This is a genomic window from Blautia sp. 2227st1_G12_2227SCRN_220401 (assembly GCF_039062885.1).
In the GTDB taxonomy this organism is placed as follows: domain Bacteria; phylum Bacillota; class Clostridia; order Lachnospirales; family Lachnospiraceae; genus Blautia_A; species Blautia_A fusiformis.
Window position 1 is genome coordinate 1 of the sequence record NZ_JBCLNI010000004.1, and the last position, 23,416, is coordinate 23,416.

At 39.6% G+C, this 23,416-nt stretch carries 27 protein-coding genes; 16 read left to right on the forward strand and 11 right to left on the reverse strand.

Annotation, left to right across the window (positions count from 1 at the left end; all coding sequences use genetic code 11):
- Positions 1 to 111 precede the first annotated feature (111 nt).
- Together ABCM67_RS02765 and ABCM67_RS02770 are read right to left on the reverse strand one after the other, a co-directional pair.
- Complete coding sequence (locus ABCM67_RS02765; RefSeq protein ID WP_015541271.1) at positions 112 to 1,908, reverse strand: BlaR1 family beta-lactam sensor/signal transducer; 1,797 nt, start codon at positions 1,906 to 1,908, stop codon at positions 112 to 114.
- A 10-nt stretch (positions 1,909 to 1,918) separates the two neighbouring features.
- Complete coding sequence (locus tag ABCM67_RS02770) at positions 1,919 to 2,293, reverse strand: BlaI/MecI/CopY family transcriptional regulator (protein ID WP_026077000.1); 375 nt, start codon at positions 2,291 to 2,293, stop codon at positions 1,919 to 1,921.
- Between the two features lie 118 nt (positions 2,294 to 2,411).
- On the opposite strand from ABCM67_RS02770, the gene ABCM67_RS02775 reads away from it, so the two are divergent.
- A complete protein-coding gene (locus ABCM67_RS02775; RefSeq protein WP_019162151.1) occupies positions 2,412 to 2,825 on the forward strand; it encodes a response regulator transcription factor in 414 nt (137 codons plus the stop codon).
- 23 nt (positions 2,826 to 2,848) lie between these two features.
- Here the strand turns inward: ABCM67_RS02775 and ABCM67_RS02780 are convergent, their stop codons facing one another.
- Both ABCM67_RS02780 and mobC read right to left on the reverse strand, forming a co-directional pair.
- Complete coding sequence (locus ABCM67_RS02780) at positions 2,849 to 4,228, reverse strand: relaxase/mobilization nuclease domain-containing protein (protein ID WP_138344407.1); 1,380 nt, start codon at positions 4,226 to 4,228, stop codon at positions 2,849 to 2,851.
- Complete coding sequence (gene mobC, locus ABCM67_RS02785; RefSeq protein WP_005426517.1) at positions 4,177 to 4,518, reverse strand: plasmid mobilization relaxosome protein MobC; 342 nt, start codon at positions 4,516 to 4,518, stop codon at positions 4,177 to 4,179. Before mobC ends, ABCM67_RS02780 begins: the two co-directional genes overlap by 52 nt.
- A 400-nt stretch (positions 4,519 to 4,918) precedes the next feature.
- Between mobC and ABCM67_RS02790 the strand changes: the two genes are divergently transcribed.
- Positions 4,919 to 5,278 carry an MmcQ/YjbR family DNA-binding protein gene (locus ABCM67_RS02790; RefSeq protein WP_019162150.1) on the forward strand — a complete coding sequence of 120 codons (360 nt, stop codon included), beginning with the start codon at positions 4,919 to 4,921 and terminating at the stop codon, positions 5,276 to 5,278.
- 47 nt (positions 5,279 to 5,325) lie between these two features.
- Here the strand turns inward: ABCM67_RS02790 and ABCM67_RS02795 are convergent, their stop codons facing one another.
- From ABCM67_RS02795 to ABCM67_RS02805, 3 genes are all read right to left on the reverse strand, one after another.
- Positions 5,326 to 5,664 carry a type II toxin-antitoxin system RelE/ParE family toxin gene (locus ABCM67_RS02795; protein ID WP_019162149.1) on the reverse strand — a complete coding sequence of 113 codons (339 nt, stop codon included), beginning with the start codon at positions 5,662 to 5,664 and terminating at the stop codon, positions 5,326 to 5,328.
- Positions 5,651 to 5,824, reverse strand: coding sequence for a hypothetical protein (locus ABCM67_RS02800; protein WP_005426514.1), 174 nt, complete (start codon positions 5,822 to 5,824; stop codon positions 5,651 to 5,653). Before ABCM67_RS02800 ends, ABCM67_RS02795 begins: the two co-directional genes overlap by 14 nt.
- 94 nt (positions 5,825 to 5,918) lie before the next feature.
- The gene (locus ABCM67_RS02805; RefSeq protein ID WP_015541275.1) at positions 5,919 to 6,182 is read right to left on the reverse strand and encodes a helix-turn-helix transcriptional regulator; all 264 of its coding nucleotides are present in this window, start codon (positions 6,180 to 6,182) and stop codon (positions 5,919 to 5,921) included.
- Positions 6,183 to 6,353: 171 nt separating this feature from the next.
- On the opposite strand from ABCM67_RS02805, the gene ABCM67_RS02810 reads away from it, so the two are divergent.
- Complete coding sequence (locus ABCM67_RS02810) at positions 6,354 to 6,689, forward strand: hypothetical protein (RefSeq protein ID WP_005426510.1); 336 nt, start codon at positions 6,354 to 6,356, stop codon at positions 6,687 to 6,689.
- 63 nt (positions 6,690 to 6,752) lie between these two features.
- On the opposite strand, the gene ABCM67_RS02815 is transcribed toward ABCM67_RS02810, so the two are convergent.
- Complete coding sequence (locus tag ABCM67_RS02815) at positions 6,753 to 7,112, reverse strand: helix-turn-helix transcriptional regulator (RefSeq protein WP_015524620.1); 360 nt, start codon at positions 7,110 to 7,112, stop codon at positions 6,753 to 6,755.
- Positions 7,113 to 7,616: 504 nt separating this feature from the next.
- On the opposite strand from ABCM67_RS02815, the gene ABCM67_RS02820 reads away from it, so the two are divergent.
- The 6 genes from ABCM67_RS02820 to ABCM67_RS02845 all read left to right on the forward strand — a co-directional run bounded on the left by ABCM67_RS02820 (position 7,617) and on the right by ABCM67_RS02845 (position 12,203).
- A complete protein-coding gene (locus ABCM67_RS02820) occupies positions 7,617 to 8,054 on the forward strand; it encodes a sigma factor-like helix-turn-helix DNA-binding protein (RefSeq protein WP_342992472.1) in 438 nt (145 codons plus the stop codon).
- Complete coding sequence (locus tag ABCM67_RS02825; RefSeq protein WP_015541278.1) at positions 8,041 to 8,313, forward strand: helix-turn-helix domain-containing protein; 273 nt, start codon at positions 8,041 to 8,043, stop codon at positions 8,311 to 8,313. The genes ABCM67_RS02820 and ABCM67_RS02825 overlap by 14 nt, the downstream gene beginning before the upstream one ends.
- Positions 8,314 to 8,737: 424 nt before the next feature.
- On the forward strand, positions 8,738 to 8,959 hold the full coding sequence (locus ABCM67_RS02830) for an excisionase (RefSeq protein ID WP_021650362.1): 222 nt from the start codon (positions 8,738 to 8,740) through the stop codon (positions 8,957 to 8,959).
- Between the two features lie 104 nt (positions 8,960 to 9,063).
- On the forward strand, positions 9,064 to 10,278 hold the full coding sequence (locus ABCM67_RS02835) for a site-specific integrase (RefSeq protein ID WP_044960653.1): 1,215 nt from the start codon (positions 9,064 to 9,066) through the stop codon (positions 10,276 to 10,278).
- A gap of 215 nt (positions 10,279 to 10,493) precedes the next feature.
- Positions 10,494 to 10,964: a low molecular weight protein-tyrosine-phosphatase gene (locus tag ABCM67_RS02840; RefSeq protein WP_044960656.1), complete on the forward strand. Its 471-nt coding sequence runs from the start codon at positions 10,494 to 10,496 to the stop codon at positions 10,962 to 10,964.
- A 306-nt stretch (positions 10,965 to 11,270) separates the two neighbouring features.
- Entirely contained in the window at positions 11,271 to 12,203 is a 933-nt protein-coding gene (locus ABCM67_RS02845; RefSeq protein ID WP_021650366.1) for a DUF5688 family protein, read from the forward strand.
- A 161-nt stretch (positions 12,204 to 12,364) separates the two neighbouring features.
- Here the strand turns inward: ABCM67_RS02845 and ABCM67_RS02850 are convergent, their stop codons facing one another.
- The 3 genes from ABCM67_RS02850 to ABCM67_RS02860 form a co-directional block, all read right to left on the reverse strand.
- Entirely contained in the window at positions 12,365 to 13,159 is a 795-nt protein-coding gene (locus tag ABCM67_RS02850; protein WP_021977269.1) for an ABC transporter ATP-binding protein, read from the reverse strand.
- 2 nt (positions 13,160 to 13,161) lie between these two features.
- Positions 13,162 to 14,076 (reverse strand): branched-chain amino acid ABC transporter permease, encoded by a 915-nt coding sequence (locus tag ABCM67_RS02855; protein WP_021650367.1) that lies wholly within the window; start codon positions 14,074 to 14,076, stop codon positions 13,162 to 13,164.
- An 89-nt stretch (positions 14,077 to 14,165) separates the two neighbouring features.
- Positions 14,166 to 15,143 (reverse strand): ABC transporter substrate-binding protein, encoded by a 978-nt coding sequence (locus tag ABCM67_RS02860; RefSeq protein WP_044960660.1) that lies wholly within the window; start codon positions 15,141 to 15,143, stop codon positions 14,166 to 14,168.
- A 226-nt stretch (positions 15,144 to 15,369) separates the two neighbouring features.
- Here ABCM67_RS02860 and ABCM67_RS02865 point away from each other — a divergent pair, with 226 nt between their 5' ends.
- The 7 genes from ABCM67_RS02865 (at position 15,370) to secD (ending at position 23,382) form a co-directional block, all read left to right on the forward strand.
- Positions 15,370 to 16,134: an N-acetylmuramoyl-L-alanine amidase gene (locus ABCM67_RS02865; protein ID WP_044960663.1), complete on the forward strand. Its 765-nt coding sequence runs from the start codon at positions 15,370 to 15,372 to the stop codon at positions 16,132 to 16,134.
- A 144-nt stretch (positions 16,135 to 16,278) separates the two neighbouring features.
- Positions 16,279 to 16,872, forward strand: a complete 594-nt coding sequence (locus tag ABCM67_RS02870) for a YdcF family protein (RefSeq protein ID WP_021650371.1) — start codon at positions 16,279 to 16,281, stop codon at positions 16,870 to 16,872.
- A 208-nt stretch (positions 16,873 to 17,080) separates the two neighbouring features.
- Positions 17,081 to 18,805, forward strand: coding sequence for a hypothetical protein (locus ABCM67_RS02875; protein ID WP_021650372.1), 1,725 nt, complete (start codon positions 17,081 to 17,083; stop codon positions 18,803 to 18,805).
- Positions 18,806 to 18,861: 56 nt separating this feature from the next.
- Positions 18,862 to 19,212 (forward strand): TIGR04086 family membrane protein, encoded by a 351-nt coding sequence (locus ABCM67_RS02880; RefSeq protein WP_021650373.1) that lies wholly within the window; start codon positions 18,862 to 18,864, stop codon positions 19,210 to 19,212.
- A gap of 82 nt (positions 19,213 to 19,294) precedes the next feature.
- Positions 19,295 to 19,435, forward strand: coding sequence for a six-cysteine ranthipeptide SCIFF (gene scfA, locus ABCM67_RS02885; protein ID WP_015524633.1), 141 nt, complete (start codon positions 19,295 to 19,297; stop codon positions 19,433 to 19,435).
- A 143-nt stretch (positions 19,436 to 19,578) separates the two neighbouring features.
- Positions 19,579 to 20,943 carry a thioether cross-link-forming SCIFF peptide maturase gene (gene scfB / locus ABCM67_RS02890; RefSeq protein ID WP_021650374.1) on the forward strand — a complete coding sequence of 455 codons (1,365 nt, stop codon included), beginning with the start codon at positions 19,579 to 19,581 and terminating at the stop codon, positions 20,941 to 20,943.
- Positions 20,944 to 20,958: 15 nt separating this feature from the next.
- The gene (gene secD / locus ABCM67_RS02895) at positions 20,959 to 23,382 is read left to right on the forward strand and encodes a protein translocase subunit SecD (protein ID WP_342992473.1); all 2,424 of its coding nucleotides are present in this window, start codon (positions 20,959 to 20,961) and stop codon (positions 23,380 to 23,382) included.
- Positions 23,383 to 23,416: the final 34 nt, after the last annotated feature.

The following is a 23,416-nucleotide window of genomic DNA, read 5'->3' on the forward strand; positions in this document are numbered from 1 at the left end:
AACAGGTTCTGTCCTCGATAACTAATGACATATCTTATATCAGTTTTTTCTGTTTACACAAAACTTGAAACGCTCTCGAACTGATAACAACTATCAGCCCTTTCATATTTGTTAATTCCATATATGTAATTTTTTTAAGATATCAGAAGTGATTTCAAATGCTTTTTTGCCAGTTGCATTAGAATCACTTTGGATATTGGTTGCAAAATAATAGCTGTTATCGGAAGTTTCTACATATCCGATAAACCAGCCGTTGATATCCTGTCCGTTGACACGACCGGTTCCAGTTTTTCCGTAGAAATTACCATTAGGTGTACTGGCAATTTTTATAGCATTTTTAACAGAAAATACATTTTGGAAATTTAGATGGAATTCATTTGTGTTAAATTTTTTTAATAATGTTACTTGCTCTAAAGGCGAGATTTTTAATGAAAAATCGGACCAGTATAAATCCAGATTTGAACTGGTTGTTTGGTTTCCATATTCTATTTTATTCAAAAATTCCTGGACTCTGTTAATTCCGAGCTGCGAATCAATTGCCTGGAAATACCAGTTAACGGAATTTTGCATAGCAGAGTTTAAATCCTGATCAGCTTCCCAGGATGGAAAAGGAAAGGCATCACCATTCCATGTCATGGAAGAGTGTTCTGGTGTGATGATTCCGGATTCCAACCCTAATAATGCATCGTATATTTTGTAGGTAGACTCTGGCGGAATACGTTTGGTGGCTTCTTCAAGATCGTATATTTTCCAGGAATCCAAATTATTGTCATACAAAACAAATGATCCATCATATGTTCCAAATGTTTCGGATATATCTAACAGGGAGATATTTTTGTCTGTATCACTAAAATGATATACGTTTTGAGTAGAGGCATCAATGGATAAAATGGGTGTACATCCAATAAAAACAGCACTAATGACCAGATAAATTATCAATGCTCTCATTTTTTGATAAAGAGTTTCTTTCCTAAAAACGGCGATGTTGAGAATACGTCGTTTCATCTGCCTGAAATTTCCGGACATTCCAACTGCCAGTGGAGAGGAAAAAGAGGATATTTTTTCTGCAAAATTAATCAGTGTAGTTCCATAAGCTTGGTATTCATCAGCAGAAATCATCTGCAATACAGCAGAATCACAGGCTATTTCACGGTCACAGAGAATTTCTTTTAAAGTGTACCAAACAAAAGGGTTAAACCAGTAGAGTATATTACTTATGACCATGAGGAAGCCAATAAATGTATCTTTGTGACGGTAATGCTGTAATTCGTGTAGCAGCATAAAACGCATATCATCAGGATTCAGTTCGGAAATTAAATGGATGGGAATGTAAATTCTGGGATGTATTATTCCGATTAAAACTGGTGATTTTAAAAATGCAGTACTGTAGACTGATACTGGGTGAGAGATTTTAAGTTCCTTTAAACAATTGTAATAAATAGTTTTTACCTGCTGATTTTGAAGCGGGAGAGCAGATCTTTTTATGGAACGTACATAGTTTAATGAATGAAGGGTGAGGACTGACATAATCATAACACCCGTTATCCATATTAGAAAGAGTATGGTATTCAAGCCTCCAGAAAATTGACTACTGATGGAAACTGAAAAATCATTCACCTGGTTTAACAAAATATTTTGTGTATTACTGGTAAGTTCGGATAGCGTGTCGGTACCAGAGTTAAGTCCTGAGTCAGTTTGAAAAAAATGTAACCATGAAAAAAGTTGTGAGCCATGAATCTGTACAGGAAAAAATGGCACGGCAAGTAATAAAAATAAAAGAAAACAGAGATGGTACTGTGTAGTCGCAGATAAATATTTTTTCAGAAGTTTTTTTGTTCCGATTATTACAAGTGTAAAAATACATATGAAGATATTACTGATTAAAAAGTGGATGATCCAGTTGCTCATTCAAAACCTCCTATTTCTGATGTTTTGATAATAAATGGCGTAAGTTATCAATTTCTGTTGAAGAGAGCTTATCGTCTTCAAGGTAAGAAGCCAGCATAGAAGAAAGATTTCCATTATAATATCGCTTTAAAAAAGAATTGCTTTCCTGGCGTATATATTCATCTTCTTGGACTAATGGAGTATAGACAAATACCCGGCTTTGTTTTTCGCAGGAAAGAGCTTTTTTGGAAACAAGTCTCTTGATAAGAGTTTGAATTGTTTTTGGACTCCAGCTGGTAGTTAGAGTAAGTTTTTCTGTAATTTCATTTGTATTGATGGGAGCATATTTCCATACAATTTTCATAACTTCAAATTCGGCTTCTGAAATCTGGGGTAGTGACATAATAAAATCCTCCTGCTAAATCCTACATATGTAATAAATATATTATATTACTTGTAGAAGAAAAAAGTCAAATGGCAGATGATATATAGAATATAAAATTAATAATGTAGAGGCAATAAAGGTGAAAAAGATAGAAATTATTGAGAGAATCACAGATGCTAATGGAAGCATAAGTGAAAACATATTGACTAGCTGGGAACATAAAAACCAATTCATACCGGAAATTATAAGGTTTGGAGAATTAAAAATATATCTACAGGAACGAATTGTTAAAAAGAATGATAGTGATGTTCATCTTTCAAAATATGAATATGATATTTTACTTTTTTTAGCGAAAAGTCCAGGTAGAATATTTGGAAAAGAAATGGTTTATGATCTGGTATGGAATGAACCTTATTCCGGTGATTATAATGTGGTTATGCGACATATCTGCAATATCAGAGAAAAAATAGAAGATGATCCTGGACAACCATTATATATACAAACAGTACGAGGTGTAGGATATCGGTTTAATGGGAATTTAGGCAGCGAGTGAAATCGCTGCCTATTATTATGGTTTTACAAAGAAGGGAGTTGGTTATGAGAAGATCTTTGTATTTCAGGAGCATCCTGTTTGAGATATTTGGACAGGTTTTGATGTATCAATTCCAACTCTTTTATTTCTTGCTTAAAAGAAACGTATTGAGTATTTAGAGATTCTTTTCTGGAAATAAGATCTGCAATTTGCTCTTGCAACTTATTGGAATTAAGATGTTTCAGGTTTATACCATTTTCCTGTAAAATATGTTCAGCACCCGCGAAAAGAATAATTTGAGATTCATATTTACGGAAATAACGATCTGGATCTTTGGAGCTTTTATAATGGTCGTCGTAAATTTTATTTTTCTGATATTGTTCGGCATATTTTAGCATTTCTCGAAGATGGCGTATCTGAGACTCGAGAGAAACAACAGAGGTATTTACCTCTTTTTGCTGCATATGTAACAAGGCTATGCGGTCTTCAAGTTCTGAAAAATTATGTAGATTATGTGTGAACATCTTGTTATATTCAGCAGAGACAATTTTTAAATTTTCCTTATTTGCCCATTTCTGAAGTCCAATGTTTCCTGCTATATTGGGAGTGTTGGTGTCTATTAACTTATTACGAACAGAAGGAACAGTAGTTCTGTGGAGCTTATTATTAATGCGTTCTTTGATACGTTCCTTAGTAAAATTTTTTCCTAAAGATTTAGCACTTCCACGCACTGGATGGGACATATCGGGAGAACGAAAGGTAATGTATTTTCTGCTGTTTTCGCCAAATTCTGCGTTTTTTATTTCATATCCTTTAGCTTCCATAAATGCAAGAAATTCTGAATAAGTGGAAACGATTCGGATTGTCTGGTTGATATCTTTTCGCAGCTGCGCTTTTTTACTGGATTCAGATTTATTTGCAGCCCATTCATTGTATTTCATTCCTTTTTTACCATCTGGCATAATTGTGGACAGGTTATGTTCCTGGCATAAAGTGTCGCTGAGATTTCGTATTTTCCAGTAATTCTTTTTACAGTCATGGTAATGAGAAAAAGTGATGTTATCTGCAGAACAGAAAATTAAATGGTTATGTACATGACCTTTATCAGTGTGTGTTGTCAGAACATAGGAGTATTTTCCCTCCAGTAAGCGATCCGCAAATTCTTTGCCAATTTGATGGGCTTCTTCATAGGAAACTTCACCAGGGGAAAATGCCTGAATCAGATGAAATGCCTTATTTGTATTGTGCGGATCTCTGCAGTCATGTGTATGATCCAAAGTGTATTTAAAGTCAAGAACGGCTGTTTCGGGAGAGCAGGCAAAGGAAGAAATATATAGATTCTGGTCAGTTTTATCTGGATTGCAGATGTATTCTATTGCTTTATCAACGGTTGTTTTGATACCATGGATTTTTGTAACTGCCATATTTTTTCCATTAACTCCTTTATATCGTCCAGGTCCTTTGGGTAAACTGTATTGGTACTGTTTATACGATGGGTGATCTGATTCAAATTGCTGCTGATATTGCCCAGCAGGGTATTCATTTTTCGGATATGAGAGTAGTCTACTTCATATACAAATCCATATAAGATCATTTTCCGTAGAAAGGCAGATTTGCTTTTCATCCTGGAAAGACGATATTTTTCTTCTAAAATGTATTGTTCGTCATCATTCAAATAAAATTGTACGGGATGAATTCTGGTACGTTTGCTCATTGAAATCCTCCAATTCGTTTTTTTCTATAAAAAAGAGTACAAAAAAACTGTCTAACCAGTTCGGCTATGACAGTTATGGTACTTGGTTTTTTGTTGGTTTGGACAGATGTATCTGTAAGTTATTTTAACAGGACTGGGTGAAAGCGTCAAATTAAGAAATTATAAAATATGAGAGGGCCAGGGATACTCCCTGATACATTTTGGTAGAATGAACCGGAAAGGGAATTTGACAAAATGAGCCAGGTGTCATGACACTGGCAGTGCTTGCTTCTTTTGGGGTGTAGCCTGCAAAGCAGGCTATGCAAAAGCTATAAAACATAAATAGAACTGTGAGAAGTGGTTGAGAATACAATCCTGATAGCGTATAATCAGAGAAAGAAATCGTAAGTGAGGGATAAATTTGAAACGTGAAGAAATTTTTCAATATGTAAAAGAGCAATATGGAACTGAACCGGAATATTTATGGAAAAAAGATCCTGATTCTGCGGTGCTTCGACATAAAAATGGAAAATGGTATGCTATAATTATGGTAGTGGAAAAGAAAATACTGGGATTAGAAGAAGATGGAAACATTGACATCCTGGATGTAAAATGTGATCCTGATCTGGTTGGGATGATTATTCAAACGTATGGATTTTTACCGGGGTATCATATGAATAAGCAACACTGGATTACGATTCTTTTGGATGATTCTGTCAGTGAAGCTAAGACGCTGGATTTTCTGGATATGAGTTATGATTTAATTGACAGTGGGAAGTAATAAAAAAGGAAGCCTTTCAGAAAAATCTCTGATCGGCTCCCAGGTATTCATTCTGGATATGTATAAGTTGATCTTTGCAACAGGATATTTTCCCAATCTCGTTCATGGCGCAACACTCGGAGAATATGAATCTCTTTTGTTTCTTCCATTATAATATAAAAAATAATAGATGGCGGAAAAGATCTTTTATGTATGGAATATCCTCTGTACAGAATTTGAGTTCGGGGAAAGGCAGTACTGAACTGGCCTAAATTCTGCATTTGTTCTTTCAGATCAGATTGAAAACGGTCAGCACGTTGCTGGCCGAATTCTTCTTCAATATAATCTGCAATGTCTGTGACATCGTAAATTGCTTCCCAGGTTAAAATAATTTTATATTCTTGCATTTCTTCGTGCATCCCTTAATTCTGTGATTTTGCGAAAAGCATCTTCTAGTGGCAATTCACGACCAGCTTCCATATCATCAATTCCCCGGTCTAACATGCGGAGAAGATGATTGTTTTCCTGGTTTTTATCGGTTGTAGGGACTTTTTTTGTTAATTCCATGAAATCACTCCAATCATACGGTTTATAAATAGTGTATGTTGTTCAGAAGTATCTATCCATAGTTTAGCATAGAATGGGCAGCAATACAATTGAATTATTTTGCAGGAGCGTCCGTCAGACCAAGAAGATATTCGCAGGAAACATTAAATACTTCGGCCAGTGCGACAACTTCGTAGTCGGGAACGAAACGTGTGCCTTGTTCAATTCGCAGGATTGCCAGATCATTAAAATCATATCCTGCAAGTTGTAATTTGGCAGCGAGTGTTTTCTGAGTAAGATTATGAGCCTTTCGTAATTCTTTTACCCGTTGTCCTATTCTGTTTTTACTGTTCGTTTTTTTATCCCAATAAATAATCATTCTGATCCTCAAAAGTTTCTAAAGATGAAGTATTATTATTGATTTTAAGGAAAAATATTGTTACTATACTTCTAAAGATGAAGTTTTTGGAAAGTTTATTTGATTTTTGAAATAAGAAAATGATAATGCTGCCTGTAATGAGAAATAATTCTAGTGAGAGGTGGAAAGAAGATGAATGAATTTTATGAAGCAGTATCGAATTTGTTTGAGGAATTGCGCTGTGACTCCGGAGAAAGAGAATATACAGTACAGCCGGAAGAATGGAAAGAAGCAGAGAAGAATTTGAAACAAATACAAAAGAAGCTGCCACTACATCTGGAAAAAATCCCAGAGCGTGAGCAGAATTTCTGGAATAAATATCTGGATCAGTTAGAACATTTCCATTATGAAGAGGAGCAGCGGGCTTATTATCAGGGAATGATGGATGTAGTTGAGTTTCTTATTAACATAGGGGCAATAAAGAAATCCACAAATGTTAAGAGAATGATAGAAAAATATGCACGTTAAGAGTGGCGGTATGGGAAACCATACCGCTTCTTCAGAATAATTCAGATAGAATTCAAATGAATTTCAGGGATCTTGTTTATCGTGATCTGTAGGAATTTTGTATGTGCGCAGGTATGCTTCTACGATGGCAAGGATAGCGGTAATTTGCTCATCGTTGCATTTTGACAGGTACATGAGCAGGCGTTGATAATCAAGATTATCTGTATGATTGTTTGGATAAAACAATGGTTCAGGAGGAACATTTAAAGCGCGTACCAGTTTTCTGATTTTATGAAAACTGGGAACTCGGCCCCCATTTTCAATTTCCTTTAAATATCGGCTGGACATTTCTGCTTTTTCAGCTAATTCTTCATAAGTCAATTTTTGCTCGTGTCGGGCGTTCTTAAAAAACAATCCCAGTTCTTTATCTGTTTGTTTTGGCATATGATACACCTCCATGTTTAGTGTATAGTTCCCTTTCTTGAAAGAAAATGAACTAATATTTCACTAAAAAAGAGGGTGATATTTCACTTTTTAAAAGACATATAAAATTCTGAATTTCCGTAAAACAGATCCGGAGGTATTGGAAAGATTAAGAATTTTATTGTCTGGTATCACATCCGTCATTACGTGACGGATGAAATAGATAAATAGTTCAAAAAAGCAAATAAATTTCTTTACCTCAAAAAGTGAATTATATACCACAAGAAATGATGGCAAAATATTATCTTTTGATATAAATAGCGTCCGATGGGCTAAAAACTACCCATTAGGACGTTTTTTATATACCTCAAAATACAGGAAAAACAATTTTCTCGTATTTATTAAGAAATTTTTTAAAAATTTCTTCCCACACCCCGACAAATGCACTCATCCGTTTGGGATATGTGTGAAGGGGAAGCAAGAACTTTGCTTATTGCCTACCGGCGGGGAAGGAGGTGAACTCTTATGGAGCAATCCTCTTTTCAAGATGAGCAGACAGTCAGACATCAGTTTGATTCTCTGTGCAAGCTGGCATTGAAAAGTGAAGTTATTAATTATGAAAAGCATATGGCATATCGCCAGAAGTATGAAGTGATGTTGTCAGAAGTATCAGAAAAGGAGTTGAGCAGACTTTTTATAATGGATGAGCATGAAATGGAAACACATCGTTTTCAGGTTCTGGGTTACGACATAGAAGTCAAAGATGCATTGATTGCTGAAGCACTGCAGACACTTACTGAAAAGAAAAGGAATGTTGTGTTATTATCATATTTTATGGATATGAGTGATGCAGACATTGCCAGAGAAATGAATCTTGTACGCAGCACAATTAATGAGCATCGTAGACGATCACTGGAACTGATGAGAAAAAATATGGAGGAATCTGCAAATGAAAAAAAGTAAAAAACAGAAATGCGCATTTGATTTGCTGCCATTCCATGTTATTGAGGCAGCATCAACTGGTGATACTGAGGCAATCCAGGCAGTGTTGAAGCATTATGAAGGGTACATAACAGTTTTGGCTACCAGAAAAATGTTTGACGAATTTGGACAGGTGCATTACTGTGTAGATGAAACTCTGCGTCAACGCCTGGAAGCAAAACTGATTACTAAGACCTTGGGATTTGATACGAAATCATATGTAAGGAAAAGTAATCAGTAAAGGGAGTATTTAATATAGATTCCTTTTCCCCTTCAGGAATTTTTGTACCTTGAAAATTGTATATTGTTTTACATACAGGACGTGAAGATATGTAGAGCCACTAGGTAAATCCGCCATGATATATCTGCTCTGTTAATGGAGTAAATACGAGGAAATGCTGAAATATAACATTGAAGTAAAGGTATGGAGCGAGAAGAATTTGACAAAATGTGCAGCAGCTGCACAGGGCGACGAAGCATATCTGTGATAATGATACTTCCAGAAAAAAGCTGGTCATATTTAATGACGGTGCAAAACCGATGTGGGCAGAGTACTGAACTGCCACCTGTATTGTAATTTTATCTGCCGATGACAGTGTATAAAATTGTAAATTGTCATGGGCAGATAAAAATGTTTTGTCCAAAGAGAAAAGGAGGAGAGAAGAGTGGCGATTAAAATTGAAAAAGGTAAGATTCCAATTTGGGAAAAATATATGCTTACGGTGGATGAAGCAGTGCAATATTTTGGAATAGGTGAAAAGAAAATAAGGATGCTTATTTCGGAACATCTAAATTCAGAATGTTGCTTTACAGTCCAGGTGGGGTGTAAGTCATTGATTAACCGTAAGAAATTTGAGGCCTTTCTGGATCAGACTACGTCTTTGTAAAAAATATACGAACAATTTAGCACTTTAAAGTGGAAATGCTAGCCCTGGTATGATATAATACCTATATCGTGCTAGGGCTTCTTCGTAGAAAGGGGCGAAGACGTTTGGGTAAAACAAAACGTGACCAAAAACGACGGGATAAAAAAGGTCGAATTTTACGAAACGGAGAAAGTCAGAGAAAAGATGGAAGATATGCGTTTGTATATACAGATTGTTATGGAAAGCAGAAGTTTTTGTATAGTTGGAAATTAGAGCCAACAGATTCTCTGCCAACTGGATGCAGACCATGCTTAGCGCTAAGGGAAAAAGAAAAGAATATCCAAAGAGATTTACATGATGGTATAGTACCTTACGGAGGAAATTTAACAGTTTTGGATTTGGTTCAAAAATACATTGGACAAAAAAAGGGGGTTCGTCATAACACTCAGGCGAACTATGATTTTGTGATCAATATAATAAAAAAAGAAGAATTCGGAACCAGAAGAATAGATAAAATAAAATTGTCGGATGCAAAAGCATGGTTTATTAAACTGCAAGCAGATGGAAGAGGATACAGTTCCATTCACAGTGTGCGTGGAATTGTAAGACCTGCATTTCAGATGGCAGTTGAAGATGATTTACTGCGCAAGAATCCTTTTGAATTTCAATTATGTACAGTTGTCGTAAATGACAGTGTTACAAGACAGGCAATTACAAAAGAACAAGAAGAGTTATTTCTGGAGTTTATCCGAAATGATGACCATTACTCAAAATACTATAATGGAATGTTTATTTTGTTTAAGACTGGACTTCGTATTTCTGAGTTTTGTGGATTGACAGTGAAAGATATTGATCTTCAGGAGAGAAAAATCAATGTGAATCATCAGCTTCAGAGAACCAGAGGAATGCAGTACGTCATTGAAGATACCAAAACTTCAAGTGGAACACGAATGTTACCGATGACAGATGAAGTTTATGAATGTTTTGAACAGATTGTGAAAAACCGTAAAAAAGTAAGGGTTGAGCCGATTATAGATGGATATAGTCGATTCTTATTTCTGGATAAAAAAGATATGCCTGAAGTAGCACTTCATTGGGAAAAACATTTTCAGTGGGCGTTAGGAAAGTATAATCGTACTCATGAGGAACAAATGCCAAAGATCACGCCTCATGTATGCAGGCATACATATTGTTCCAATATGGCGAAAGCTGGAATGAATCCGAAAGCACTCCAATATTTAATGGGACATTCTGATATAGGGGTTACGTTAAATGTATATACACATCTGGGATTAATTGATGCAAAAGAAGAGATGAATAGGATTGCAAAACTGGCATAGTATGATAAAATAATAGAAAAAAGAATTAAGAATAATCTGATTATAAGGTTCTTAGAAAGCCTGTTTTCCAGGCTGATTATTACTAAGAAGTTACTAAATTTGGATAAGAAAATATACGAATTTATGCTGTGATATACAGGAAAATGACAGGATTGAAGATTATCGGAAAATGCCTGTAAACAGCGTAAATACAGCATTTCAAGGAGTTTTAAGCAATGATAAGAGTGTTATTTGTCTGCCACGGCAATATCTGCAGATCAACCATGGCCGAGAGTGTTTTTACGCACAAGGTAAAAACGCTCGGCCTTTCAGATCAGTTTTTGATCGATAGTTTTGCAACAAGTACAGAGGAGATTGGGAATCCACCTCACAGAGGAACAGTGAACAAGCTGAGAGAAGTGGGAATACCACTGGTTCCGCACAGAGCGAAGCAGATTACGTGGGCAGATTATGAAAAATCCGATTATATTATTGGTATGGATTCTGCTAATATGCGTAATCTTAACAGGATGCTGAAGAATGACCCGGAAGAGAAGCTTTATAAGTTTCTGACTTTTGCCGGATCAGGACGGGATATTGCGGATCCTTGGTATACAGGAAATTTTGACGAAACTTATGAAGATATACAGGAAGGTTGTGAGGGATTTCTGGATTATCTGGAGAAACATGGAGAAATCCATTACTGATATTTCGGAATGAGACACAAATCTGAAACAATACAAAAGGTATGACAGCAAAAGGCAGCGGAAGCTGCTTTTTCTGTCGATGAAAACTTCTTTACAAATCTGAAAACTTCTATTATACTTGTCCATACAGCAAGCAACTCAAATTCAGCAGAGAAATCTGCTCTCTGCAATTCTACAGTGGAAGTTCTTTCCACAGAAATATCTAATCATGTTATCAGATCAGAATCATTTTGTGCGTCGTTGTGAGAGCGCACAGGATTTTGTCAGGACATTCGTCCGCTTTGTTTCGCAGAAAGGAAATTAAATATGGAAAAAAGTTATGAAACTTTTGTCACGGACCTGAGAAAGCTTCTTCTTGCGGCTATGGATCTGAAGGAAGAAGAAATTTATTTTTCAAACGATGGAGAGAAATATGGCTGTTTGGGAGATAGGCTATTTGTAGAGAGTGGTCATATGGAAAAGGCAAAAACAGTCTGCGGGTTGCATACAGAAGAACTTTATAAAAGGTACTGTCAGGAACATTCTTTTGAAAATATCGTTCATGATTGTGTTAGGGAGATAAAAAAAGTCAGTGAAAATTGTGTGCTATGTGATTTGGACGATCTGAAAGATTATGAGAAGGTAAAAAGCAGACTTTTTATTCGACTTCTGAATGCAGATAAAAACAGGACTATACTGAAGGAGTTGGTTCATCACGAAATCGGAGATATTGCTTTAGTGGTTTATTATCTTGCAGGAGAAAAAGAGGGATATGTTCTGAGTGCAAAGATCAAGAAAAGCTTTGTGGAGAAATGGGGAAAAGATGCGGATACTGTTTTCGAAGCTGCTCTAATAAATACATATTTTATCAGTCCACCAAGAATCTATCATTGGGAAAAAATGCTGTTTGATAAGACATATGAAGGAGATAATTTCATGGATATCCTTGGAACATACCATCCAAATAAAGGGATTGCCGGGAATTGCCTGAGTACAGAAAAGCGTACTAATGGAGCGGCAGCAATCTTTTTGCCCGGGGTAGCCAGACGTCTTTCTGAACTTCTGGGTTCAGACCTGTATCTGGTTTTTACCAGTGTTCATGAAGTAATGGTCCATAATGCGGATGTGGTTTATCCGGAAGATTTGAAAGAAGTTCTAAGTGATACGCTCGAGAAAGCAACTCCGGAAGAGGATTATCTGACATCTTCCATTTATCGATACAGCAGAAGGAGTGGTGAATTCTCTGTGGAATTGAAATGAGATAAAGAGAGGTGACATATGGAAGTGCTTTGAGTTTATCGTTATTTGGCATTAGAACAGAAATTAAGGCCGGAATCCATCATAAAGAATGAAATTCCGGCCAGGTTCTTTCCATGTGTTATGCTGTTTGTCTAACTATTATAAAAGTTCTTTTTTGTGGTTTAGCTGAGAAGTGCGGAATCGTTGGAAAATTCTTCACCGCTGGCTTCTTCGAATTTGTCCAGGAGATCTTTGACTGTAAGCTTTTTCTTTTCTTCGCCCTGGATATCCAGAATGATCTTTCCCTCCCACATCATGATCAGACGATTGCCGTGAGTGATTGCATCACGCATGTTATGGGTGATCATCATGGTTGTCAGATGATCGCGGTTTACGATCATGTCTGTGATCTCGAGAACCTTGGCTGCAGTCTTCGGATCAAGAGCAGCAGTGTGCTCATCCAGAAGAAGAAGCTGAGGCTTTTTTAAAGTTGCCATCAGAAGTGTCAATGCCTGACGCTGGCCACCGGAGAGGAGTCCGACTTTGGAAGTGAGCCGGTCCTCAAGACCAAGACCGAGAATCTTCAGGAGTTCGTGGTATTCTTCCCGTTCCTGGCGGGTAATGCCCGGACGGAGAAGGCGGGATTTTCCGCGGCGTTTGGCAAGAGCGAGATTTTCTTCAATTCCCATAGTTGCAGCAGTTCCGGTCATAGGATCCTGGAATACACGGCCAAGATACGCGGCTCTTTTATATTCGGAAAGTTTTGTGACATCGGTTCCACCGATAATGATCTTTCCGGAATCTACAGGCCAGGCACCTGCAACTGCATTCAGCATAGTAGATTTTCCGGCGCCGTTTCCTCCGATGACTGTAACAAAATCACCTTCGTTCAGATGAAGATCCACGCCGTTTAAAGCAACCTTTTCATTGATGGTGCCCGGATTAAATGTTTTATGTATATCGATCAGTTTCAGCATGATCATTTACCTCCCTGTTTGGCTTTTGTAAAGTATTTGCCCTTCCAGTATGGGAAAGCAAGGAAAAATGCAACGACGAGTGCGGAAAGCATTTTCAGAAGGTCTGTATCAATTCCCATCCAGATAACAATCTGAAGTACCAGATAATAAAGAATAGAACCAAATACAACGCTTAACAGCTTCAGTGCAAAGTTGCGGAAAATACGGCTGAAGATCGCTTCACCGATAATTACTGCAGCAAGACCGATAACGATAGAACCACGTCCCATGTTGATATCTGCAAATCCCTGGTACTGTGTGAGAAGAGCGCCGGAAAGAGCAACAAGTCCGTTGGAAAGCATCAGTCCCAGAACCTTATTGCGGTCTGTGTTGATACCCTGTGCACGGGACATGCTTGGATTACATCCGGTCGCACGCAGGGAACATCCGAGTTCAGTTCCGAAGAACCAGTAAAGGACTGCAATCAGAATGATGATCATAATTGCTACGATAAAAAGCGTATTCTGTGTTAGAGCAACACCCTTGACACGTCGAAGGGATACCAGAAGATTAAATTTATCAACATTGATCGCCTGGTTTGCTTTTCCCATGATCTTCAGGTTGACAGAGTAAAGGGAAAGCTGTGTCAGGATTCCGGCAAGGATAGCCGGGATGCCCATAAAGGTATGAAAAATACCGGTGGCAAGACCGGCCAGAAGTCCGGCTCCTGTTGCAACCAGCATGGACACCCATACATTGTGTCCGCTGAGCATCATCATGATACAAACAGCGCCGCCTGTACATAAAGTTCCGTCAACGGTAAGATCCGCAATATCAAGAATGCGGAATGTAATGTACACACCGATCGCCATGATTCCCCAGATAAGCCCCTGTGCGGCAGCTCCTGGAAGTGCGGTTATTAAACTCATAATCTGCATGTTAAATTATCCTCCTCTTTTTTATGCACGAACAGCGAGAAGGGGAACTCCCTTCTCGCTGTATCAGTGTATAATAGGTTTTTTACCGATTATTCAGCTGTTTTATCTGTTTCGATTGCTTCATATCCATCCGGAATTTTAATACCAAGCTCGTCACAGATGTCTTTGTTGTATTCTTTTGTGAATTTTGGTGCATATTCAATCGGCATTTTGGAGATATCTTTACCATCCTGAAGGATGCTGACTGCCATTTCGCCGGTTTTGTATCCAAGATCATAGTAGCTGATGGAAAGTGTTGCAACACCACATGCCTGGCAGATACCTTCTTCACCAGCGATTACCGGAACCTTTGCCGGAAGACAGATGTTGTTGATGATCTCAGTATTGGATGCTACAGTATTATCTGTAGGTGCATAGATCACATCACTGTCATTGGCAGCTGTGGTAACAACGGATGAAAGATCGTTGGAATCAGAGAATGCATAATCTTCACAGGTATAACCAAGCTTCTCAAGAGCATCTTTTACTGTATCTACCTGATACTGGGAGTTTGGCTCTGCTGAGCAGTAGAGAAGTCCGACATTTTTTGCATCCGGGAAAAGCTCATGGAGCATATCGGCCTGCTCATCAAGAGGAGCAAGATCGGAAGTACCGGAAATGTTCCCGCCTACTGTTCCGTCAAAGTCATCGATTCCAAGAGCGACACCATATTCGGTAACGGCTGTTCCAAGGATCGGGATATCGGAAGTTCCGGCAGCTGCAGCCTGAAGAGATGCGGTTGCGTTTGCAAGGATCAGGTCTGCCCCTTCTGAAACAAAGCTGTTGATAATGGTAGAACAGGTATTAGAATCACCCTGTGCATTTTGCTCGTCAAATTTTACGGAATCACCCATCTTTTCAGTGATGGCATCCTCAAAACCCTTAGTTGCGGCATCCAGTGCGTCATGCTGGACCAGCTGGCAGATACCTATTGTGTAAGTCTTTTCTTCTTTGGCGCTTACTGTGGCAGCACAGGTTCCTGTTACAAGAGCTGCTGCGAGTACAGCTGTTAAAATACGCTTTTTCATATTGTTTTCCTCCTCACGATGTTGCTGCATTTTTGGATTATTTAAAAATACAACACTGATTGTGTTAATATAACACTTTAACGCTTAAAAGTCAAGAAGAATTAACGTGAAAATATGTTGAATAAACAGATCCGGAAAACAAAATAAAGCATGAAATGAAATGCAGGCACAGGAAAAAACATACAGTCATATCATATTGTGAATGAAATTCTCAAGGAGAAAGAACATGGCATATAAAATCGTTCTGGATGCCGGACATGGTGGAGAAGATCCGGGTGCTGTTTATAAAGATCGCAAGGAAAAGGATGACAATCTGAAACTGACCCTTGCAGTAGGAAAGATCCTGGAAGAGAATGGCGTGGATGTGGTTTATACCAGGACTACAGATATTTATCAGACTCCTTTTGAAAAAGCGAAAGCTGCAAATGAAGCTGGAGCAGATTTTTTTATTTCTTTTCATCGCAACAGCAGTTCCAAGCCGGAACAATACAATGGAGTTGAAGTACTGATCTATGATAAGAAAGGCATTAAATATCAGATGGCACAGAATATCCTGGGAGCATTGGGAGAACTGGGGTTTCGGGAACTGGGCGTAAAAGAACGTCCGGGGCTGGTAGTGCTCCGGCGCACAAAAATGCCGGCACTTTTGATCGAGACCGGATTTATAAACTCGGAAAAGGATAATCAGCTTTTTGAAAAAAAATTCGAAGAGATTGCCAGAAGCATCGCAGATGCCATTCTGGGAACATTGAATGAGGAAACGGTGGAAGAGCCATTGTATTATCGGGTACAGACAGGAGCATTTCGAAATCGGGAAAATGCAGACAGGATGTTGTATCAGCTGACAGATCAGGGATTTCCGGCGTTTATCCTGAGAGAGAATGATCTTTACAAAGTTCAGGTAGGAGCATATATGCAGCTTGGAAATGCGGTCAATATGGAACAAAGGCTGAGGGACAGTGGATATAGCACAGTGATCGTTACAAAATAGAAAACAGATGATCTGTTAGTGCATCTGCCACGAAAGAGTGATATGATTAGGCAATACAGAAAGCTGGATAAGGGATACCTGTCAGATAAATATCTTTTGATCCGGGATTTAGCTGCAGATGGTAAAGAAAGGACATAGAAAATAATGTACGAAGAGTTTCTGAAACAGATAGAAGATTTCATGTTTATAGAAGATAAGCCGGAAAAAGCGGATGTGATCTTTGTTCCGGGAAACGGATATCCTCAAATGGCGGAAAAAGCAGCGGAGCTTTACAGGAATGGGTTTGCACCAAAGATCCTGCCCAGTGGAAGATACAGTATCACAGCAGGGAGATTTACAGGAGTTCTTGACAAGAAAGAATGTTATTGTGGGACATACAAAACGGAATGGGATTTTTTGAAAGATGTTCTGATGCAGAATGGTGTACCGGAAGAAGCGATTCTGAAAGAAGATCAGGCAACCTACACTTATGAGAACGCAATTTATTCCAGACAGGTAACAGACAGAGAATACCTGGATATCAAAAAGGCGATTCTCTGCTGTAAAACCTGTCATGCAAGACGTGCGTTGATGTATTACAAGTTGCTTTATCCGGATACGGAATTCTTTGTGAGTTCGTGTTGTGTGGATTCTATAGATAAAAATACGTGGATTATGACAAATGATGGAATTGATGAGGTAATGGGGGAAATAACTAGAATAATTAAACAATTTTCATTGATGCTCAAAAAAAATTAATTTAGGGGTGTCGTAAAAAAAAGAATTGTGTTATAATGCATTTGACGAAAAAAAGAAATATCTGTTACGAAAGATTAACAAGATATTAATTTTTGGAGAAATATTGGTTCGAGCGCATGTTACATGCGTTCGATATTTTATATAACTGAATTTTTTGACAAAAGGCAAATATGAATCTTAGATTTTGAATATAGAGGTGCAGATTATTATGAAAAAGAACACAAAGATTACATTTAGCAGAAGCTTTTCAATACTGGCAGCAGCGGCATTGTCCATGACACTGATCGGAGGACAGACCTTTCCGGCATATGCGGAGAACTCTTCAGGTATAGAATCCGGTGCTGTGATCCCGGATAATATAACTATTGACAGCCCTACAGCTCTTGCTAACATTGCGCTCCCATCTAATGCGTATGGAACTCTTTCCTGGGCAGATAGTTCTTATGTTCCGGACAAACGTGTGCAATCCTGTGGGGTAGTGTTCAAACCTGCTGCAGGTGCTGACCTTTCAGGCCTTCCGGGGTGGGACAGTAATTCAGGAACACTTACAGGTTCCGTGACAGTTGTGGTCAGCAGCATTGACAGTACAGAGGAAAATTCCGGAAGTGAGGAAAGCTCCGATTCTTCTGATTCAGATTCAGGAGAATCCTATGGAACCGATGATAAAGAGGAAAATGGAACCGACGTCAATGAGAATGATGCAGATACTTCTGTAAAAGAAACAGAGGACAGCACTGCAGAGAATGAGGAGAAGAACGAAGGTCTGCAGGATGACAGTGCTCAGGAAAATAAAGAAGATCCGGAGACAACAGGAAAAACGGAGCAGTCTTCTTCAGATTCTTCAGATACAACAGATGCAGCAGATGCCAGTGGAGAGGAAAAAAGGGATCCGGAGATAACAGAAGCTCCGGAGGTAACAGCTGCACCATCTGAGGATAATAAAACTCAGGATGGGGAAGAAGCAGAAGCTGTGGAAACTCCTGCTGTAACGATAACTCCGGCGGCAGAAGATGGTATGGATCCTGATGCAGCATCTGAGAATAGAGACGATGAGAATCATGAAAAAAATAACGATGCTGAAATTACCGCGATCCCGGAAATTACGGAGACTCCTGATACTGAAGAAAACAAGGATAATATTTTTGACAGGAAAGATGATACAGAGGATAAACGCCCTCAGAATGCAGCTACCGATCTGACAGAAACAGAAAAAGAGGAAATTGCGTCTCAAAATCATACTTGTGATGGAATAACTGTATCAGGAATCGATCTTCCGTGGTATGTACAGTTTCGTGTTTCTGGTGGTGAGGACTATCAGTTTACCAATGAAGAAGATGCAACAATCTTTAAATCCTATGAGTTTGAACTCTGGGATACACAGAATAATACAGAGTATAAAATTCCGGATGGGGAGTATATCAGTGTGACTGTACCTGTAAAGGCCGGCTATACATATTCGATTGAACACCTTCTTGATAATGGCGCAATGGAGACCATCATTCCAAGCATGGATGGTGATACAATGACTTTCAGTACACATTCATTCAGCCCATTTGGCATCGCTGGAAGTAAATCTCTGGTAGGCCCAGATGCTGAAAGCAATACAGGTGCAACGGTTACACCTGCAGCTGATGCTTCATCTTCGGATACTGCATCTTCAGGTACTGCAGATTCTGCAGAAACAGACAGTACAGACACCAATACGGCAGAGACATCTCAGAATCTGACTTCAGATAGCACAGATCAGGAACAGTCTTCTTCTCAGAACAGTGATACGGCGGAGAATGAGGCTGAAGAACAGTCTTCTGCAACAACATCTAAGAAACAGGTAAATACCGGAGATAACACTCAGATCCTTCCGTTTGTGATCTTGTTTGTGGCAGCGGCAGTTGTAGCTGGTGTAGCAGTGTTTTTTAAGAAAAGAAAGAAGTAATGAATACGAATAAGAGAAAAAGCTCTCCCATATAATGACTGTGGGAGGGCTTTTTTATGAAGGGAAAAGCAATATTACGATCATTGCTGCTAGCCTATGGAGTGACAGGACTTTTTCTTCTGATACTGGCGTTTCTGCTCTTTCAGTTTGAATTTGGAGGAGGAACGGCGGCGGTGGGGATCATTATTATTTATGTAGTATCCTGCCTGGTCGGAGGTTTTATGGCGGGAAAGATCATACGGAAAGACCGATATATATGGGGGATCGTTACCGGGCTTTCCTATTATGTTCTGCTGCTTCTGGTATCTTTTCTGGCACAGGGGAAATGGGATATGACCTTTGCCCATGCGTTGACTACTTTTTTCATGTGTCTTGGTGGCGGAGCCATTGGTGGGATGCTGTCGTAAAAGCTTACAAAAAAATGCTTTGAAAATCGATGATTTTATGCTATACTAGGCGAAGAATAGAATACATAAAGGAGGATATATCATGGAACATATCAAGACATTAAATACAAAGAACCTTCAGAACACGGTTAAGAAGGGTGGATGTGGCGAATGTCAGACATCCTGTCAGTCTGCTTGCAAGACTTCCTGTACAGTAGGAAACCAGAGCTGCGAGCATAAATAAGAAGCAGCCGTTGAATGAGTGGAAAGCAGCGGGAAATCCGCTGCTTCACTTGTTTTATCTGAAAGTAACAGGTATCCAGCAAAACGCGCCGGAGGGCGCGTTTTGTCGGGTTATAAAAGAATTTTAGAAAGGATTGCGGGAAGATGAGTCTGATTCACCGTTATCAAAGTAATGGATATAATATTGTGCTGGATATCAACAGCGGCTGTATCCACCTAGTAGATGAAGTAACCTATGAGGTGCTGCCGTATCTTGAAGAAGGCATGGAAGTGGCTGCCATTGCTGAGAAGCTTGGCGACCGTTTTAAGAAAGAGGATGTGGAAACCTCTGTAACTGAATGTAAGAAGCTTCAGGAACAGGGAATGCTTTTTACAAAAGATATTTATGAGAATATCATTGATGAATTTACCAAAAACCGCCAGACCGTTGTAAAGGCTCTTTGCCTTCATATTGCTCATGACTGTAATCTGGCATGCAGATATTGTTTTGCAGAAGAAGGAGAGTATCACGGAAGACGTGCGCTGATGTCTTTTGAGGTAGGAAAAAAAGCGTTGGATTTCTTGATCGCTAATTCCGGCTCCAGAAAGAATCTGGAAGTGGATTTCTTTGGCGGCGAGCCTCTTATGAACTGGCAGGTTGTAAAGGATCTTGTGAAATACGGAAGAGAACAGGAGAAACTTCATAACAAAAAATTCCGCTTCACATTGACAACCAACGGCGTTCTTTTAAATGATGAGGTGATGGAATTCTGCAATAAGGAAATGGGAAATGTTGTCTTAAGCGTGGACGGTAGAAAAGAAGTTCATGACTACATGCGCCCGTTCCGTAAGGGTGCAGGAAGCTATGATCTGATCATGCCGAAATTTGAGAAATTTGCGGAATCCAGAAATCAGGACAAGTATTATGTAAGAGGAACCTTTACTCATCATAATCTTGATTTCTCTCAGGATGTTCTGCATCTGGCAGATCTTGGCTTCAAGCAGATTTCTGTTGAGCCGGTCGTGGCAGCAGATACAGAAGAGTATGCGATCCGTGAGGAGGATATCCCACAGATCCTGGAACAGTATGATATTCTTGCAAAAGAAATGATCAAAAGAGAAAAAGAGGGAAAAGGATTCAACTTCTTCCACTTTATGATAGACCTTACCGGTGGTCCGTGTGTATACAAACGACTTTCCGGATGCGGCTCAGGAACCGAGTACCTGGCTGTTACTCCGTGGGGAGATTTTTATCCATGTCACCAGTTTGTGGGTGAGGAACAGTACCTTATGGGTAATGTAGACGAGGGAATCACAAAGCCTGAAATCGTAAAAGACTTTGGAAGATGTAACGTCTATACGAAACCGGACTGTAAAGACTGTTTTGCCAGATTCTACTGCAGCGGCGGCTGTGCGGCAAATGGTTACCATTTCGGCGGAGATATCCGGGGAAATTATAAGATCGGATGCGAACTCCAGAGGAAGCGTGTGGAGTGCGCTATCATGATAAAAGCCGCTTTGGCGGAATAAGAGAGGAAAAAGAAAATGAAGAAAAGTAGAGGAATTGCAGTGCTGCTTCTGACAGCAATTGTCACAGTATTCTTCTGCTATGTGGCTGCGGTAGGCATTGGTCCTACAGGAACAGGTTCGGCTAAGAATATCAACACCGGACTTGATCTTGCCGGCGGTGTCAGCATCACATACCAGGCTAAGGACAGCAATCCGAGCAAGGAAGACATGTCCGATACTGTTTACAAGATGCAGCAGCGTGTTTCTCAGTACAGTACTGAGGCACAGGCATATCAGGAAGGTTCCAACCGTATCACCATTGAGATTCCAGGAGTATCAGATGCAAATGCGATCCTGGAAGAACTTGGAAAGCCAGGTTCTCTGTATTTTATCGATCAGACAGATGCAGACGGAAACCAGAATTTTACAACAGGAAACAGTGAGAGTGGATATGTTCTTGCAAGAAGTATTGAGGATATCCAGAAAGCCGGATCTGTTGTGCTGGAAGGTACAGACGTTGCAGACGCTGAGGGAGGTGCTTATCAGGATTCATCCACAAGCTCCCAGAAATATGCAGTCAGTCTGACTCTTACAAAGAATGGAAAAACCAAATTTGCGGAAGCTACCAAGGCAAATGTTGGAAAGCAGATCGCAATCGTATATGACGATCAGGTTTTAAGCGCTCCGAATGTAAATGAGGAGATTTCCGGCGGAAAAGCTCAGATCACCGGAATGGCAAGTACAGAAGAGGCACAGAATCTTGCTTCTTACATAAGAATCGGTTCCTTAAGTCTTGAGCTTACCGAGCTTCGTTCCAGCGTAGTTGCTGCACAGCTTGGTGAAGAAGCCATCGCAACAAGTGTAAAAGCCGGAGCGATCGGTCTTGTGATCGTTATGCTGATCATGATCATCGCATACCGTATCCCAGGTCTGGTTGCATCTGTTGCACTGGTTCTTTATACAACCTTAATGCTGATCACACTGAATGCCTTTGATATCACCCTTACGCTTCCGGGTATTGCAGGTATCATCCTGGGCATTGGTATGGCAGTGGATGCCAATGTTATCATCTACGCCAGAATCCGTGAGGAGATCGCGGCAGGCCTTTCTGTCCATGCAGCGATCAAAAGTGGATTCGGCAAAGCGTTTTCCGCTATTTTTGATGGAAACATCACAACACTGATCGCGGCTTGTGTGCTGATGTGGCTTGGCTCCGGTTCTGTTAAGGGGTTTGCCTACACGCTGGCAATGGGTATCGTGATCTCTATGTTTACAGCACTGGTTATATCCAGGCTTGTTATTAATGCGGTATACGCAATTGGTGTTCGTGACCCGAAATTCTATGGCATTGCCAAGGAACGTAAGGTTGTGGATTTCGTTGGAAAGAGAAAAATCTTCTTTGCTGTTTCCATTATCCTGATCCTTTGCGGACCTGTAGGAATGCTGGTCCACAGTAATGTGATCGGTGACAAAGCCATGAATTACAGTCTGGAGTTTTCCGGCGGTACTTCTACCAATGTAACCTTCAATAAAGAGATGGATATCAAGGAGATCGATTCCGAGGTAACACCGATTGTTGAGGCAGTGACAGGTGATAAGAATGTACAGCCGACCAAGGTGCAGGGAACCAATCAGGTAGTGATCAAAACACGTTCTCTGGATCTTAAGGAACGAGAAGCACTGAATAAGGCATTGGAGGAAAATTTTGATGTAGATACAAGTCTGATCACATCGGAGAATATTTCCGCTACTGTCAGCAATGAGATGAGAAGAGACGCTATCGTAGCGGTTATCGTAGCTGCGATCTTCATGCTTCTTTACATCTGGTTCCGTTTCAAGGATATCCGCTTTGCAAGCAGTGCAGTACTTGCACTTCTTCATGATGTCCTGGTCGTACTTGCGTTTTATGTTATTTCCAGAACATCTGTGGGAAATACATTTATTGCGTGTATGCTGACGATCGTAGGTTATTCCATCAATGCTACTATTGTCATCTTCGACCGTATCCGTGAGAATATGAGAGGCAGAAAGAAAGTTGAGGATGAGAAACTGAAAGAGATCGTAAATACCAGTGTTACAGAAACTCTGACACGAAGCATTTACACATCCCTGACAACATTTGTAATGGTTGCAATTCTTTATGTGATGGGTGTTTCCTCAATTAAAGAATTTGCAGCACCGCTGATGGTAGGTATCATCGGTGGAGCATATTCTTCTGTATGCATCACTGGTGCTCTGTGGTACACCATGAAAACATTCAGAAAAAATCGTGTTGCAGCACCGGCAGCTGTAGCAGCTTCCGCAAAGATTTCTTCCGAGAAATCTGAGAAAAAGGTAAAACAGCCATCCGGACAGCAGACAACTCAGCAGCCGAAGAAGAAAAACCGTAAAAGAGTTGCTGAGCGCCTTGCAGCGCAGGAGGCAGCAAAGCAGCAGAATGATGAGGAGAAATCCGAATAAAATTGCTGAATAACAGAAACGTTCCGTACCGGGA

What these genes read in the sequence shown, in the direction of transcription:
- ABCM67_RS02765 (WP_015541271.1), bottom strand. Translation starts at nt 1,908, where the DNA reads ATGAGCAACTGGATCATCCACTTTTTAATCAGTAATATCTTCATATGT.
- ABCM67_RS02780 (WP_138344407.1), bottom strand. Translation starts at nt 4,228, where the DNA reads ATGGCAGTTACAAAAATCCATGGTATCAAAACAACCGTTGATAAAGCA.
- mobC (WP_005426517.1), bottom strand. Translation starts at nt 4,518, where the DNA reads ATGAGCAAACGTACCAGAATTCATCCCGTACAATTTTATTTGAATGAT.
- ABCM67_RS02795 (WP_019162149.1), bottom strand. Translation starts at nt 5,664, where the DNA reads ATGCAAGAATATAAAATTATTTTAACCTGGGAAGCAATTTACGATGTC.
- ABCM67_RS02800 (WP_005426514.1), bottom strand. Translation starts at nt 5,824, where the DNA reads ATGGAATTAACAAAAAAAGTCCCTACAACCGATAAAAACCAGGAAAAC.
- ABCM67_RS02805 (WP_015541275.1), bottom strand. Translation starts at nt 6,182, where the DNA reads ATGATTATTTATTGGGATAAAAAAACGAACAGTAAAAACAGAATAGGA.
- ABCM67_RS02810 (WP_005426510.1), top strand. Translation starts at nt 6,354, where the DNA reads ATGAATGAATTTTATGAAGCAGTATCGAATTTGTTTGAGGAATTGCGC.
- ABCM67_RS02815 (WP_015524620.1), bottom strand. Translation starts at nt 7,112, where the DNA reads ATGCCAAAACAAACAGATAAAGAACTGGGATTGTTTTTTAAGAACGCC.
- ABCM67_RS02820 (WP_342992472.1), top strand. Translation starts at nt 7,617, where the DNA reads ATGGAGCAATCCTCTTTTCAAGATGAGCAGACAGTCAGACATCAGTTT.
- ABCM67_RS02825 (WP_015541278.1), top strand. Translation starts at nt 8,041, where the DNA reads ATGAAAAAAAGTAAAAAACAGAAATGCGCATTTGATTTGCTGCCATTC.
- ABCM67_RS02840 (WP_044960656.1), top strand. Translation starts at nt 10,494, where the DNA reads ATGATAAGAGTGTTATTTGTCTGCCACGGCAATATCTGCAGATCAACC.
- ABCM67_RS02845 (WP_021650366.1), top strand. Translation starts at nt 11,271, where the DNA reads ATGGAAAAAAGTTATGAAACTTTTGTCACGGACCTGAGAAAGCTTCTT.
- ABCM67_RS02850 (WP_021977269.1), bottom strand. Translation starts at nt 13,159, where the DNA reads ATGCTGAAACTGATCGATATACATAAAACATTTAATCCGGGCACCATC.
- ABCM67_RS02855 (WP_021650367.1), bottom strand. Translation starts at nt 14,076, where the DNA reads ATGCAGATTATGAGTTTAATAACCGCACTTCCAGGAGCTGCCGCACAG.
- ABCM67_RS02860 (WP_044960660.1), bottom strand. Translation starts at nt 15,143, where the DNA reads ATGAAAAAGCGTATTTTAACAGCTGTACTCGCAGCAGCTCTTGTAACA.
- ABCM67_RS02865 (WP_044960663.1), top strand. Translation starts at nt 15,370, where the DNA reads ATGGCATATAAAATCGTTCTGGATGCCGGACATGGTGGAGAAGATCCG.
- ABCM67_RS02870 (WP_021650371.1), top strand. Translation starts at nt 16,279, where the DNA reads ATGTACGAAGAGTTTCTGAAACAGATAGAAGATTTCATGTTTATAGAA.
- ABCM67_RS02875 (WP_021650372.1), top strand. Translation starts at nt 17,081, where the DNA reads ATGAAAAAGAACACAAAGATTACATTTAGCAGAAGCTTTTCAATACTG.
- ABCM67_RS02880 (WP_021650373.1), top strand. Translation starts at nt 18,862, where the DNA reads ATGAAGGGAAAAGCAATATTACGATCATTGCTGCTAGCCTATGGAGTG.
- scfA (WP_015524633.1), top strand. Translation starts at nt 19,295, where the DNA reads ATGGAACATATCAAGACATTAAATACAAAGAACCTTCAGAACACGGTT.
- scfB (WP_021650374.1), top strand. Translation starts at nt 19,579, where the DNA reads ATGAGTCTGATTCACCGTTATCAAAGTAATGGATATAATATTGTGCTG.
- secD (WP_342992473.1), top strand. Translation starts at nt 20,959, where the DNA reads ATGAAGAAAAGTAGAGGAATTGCAGTGCTGCTTCTGACAGCAATTGTC.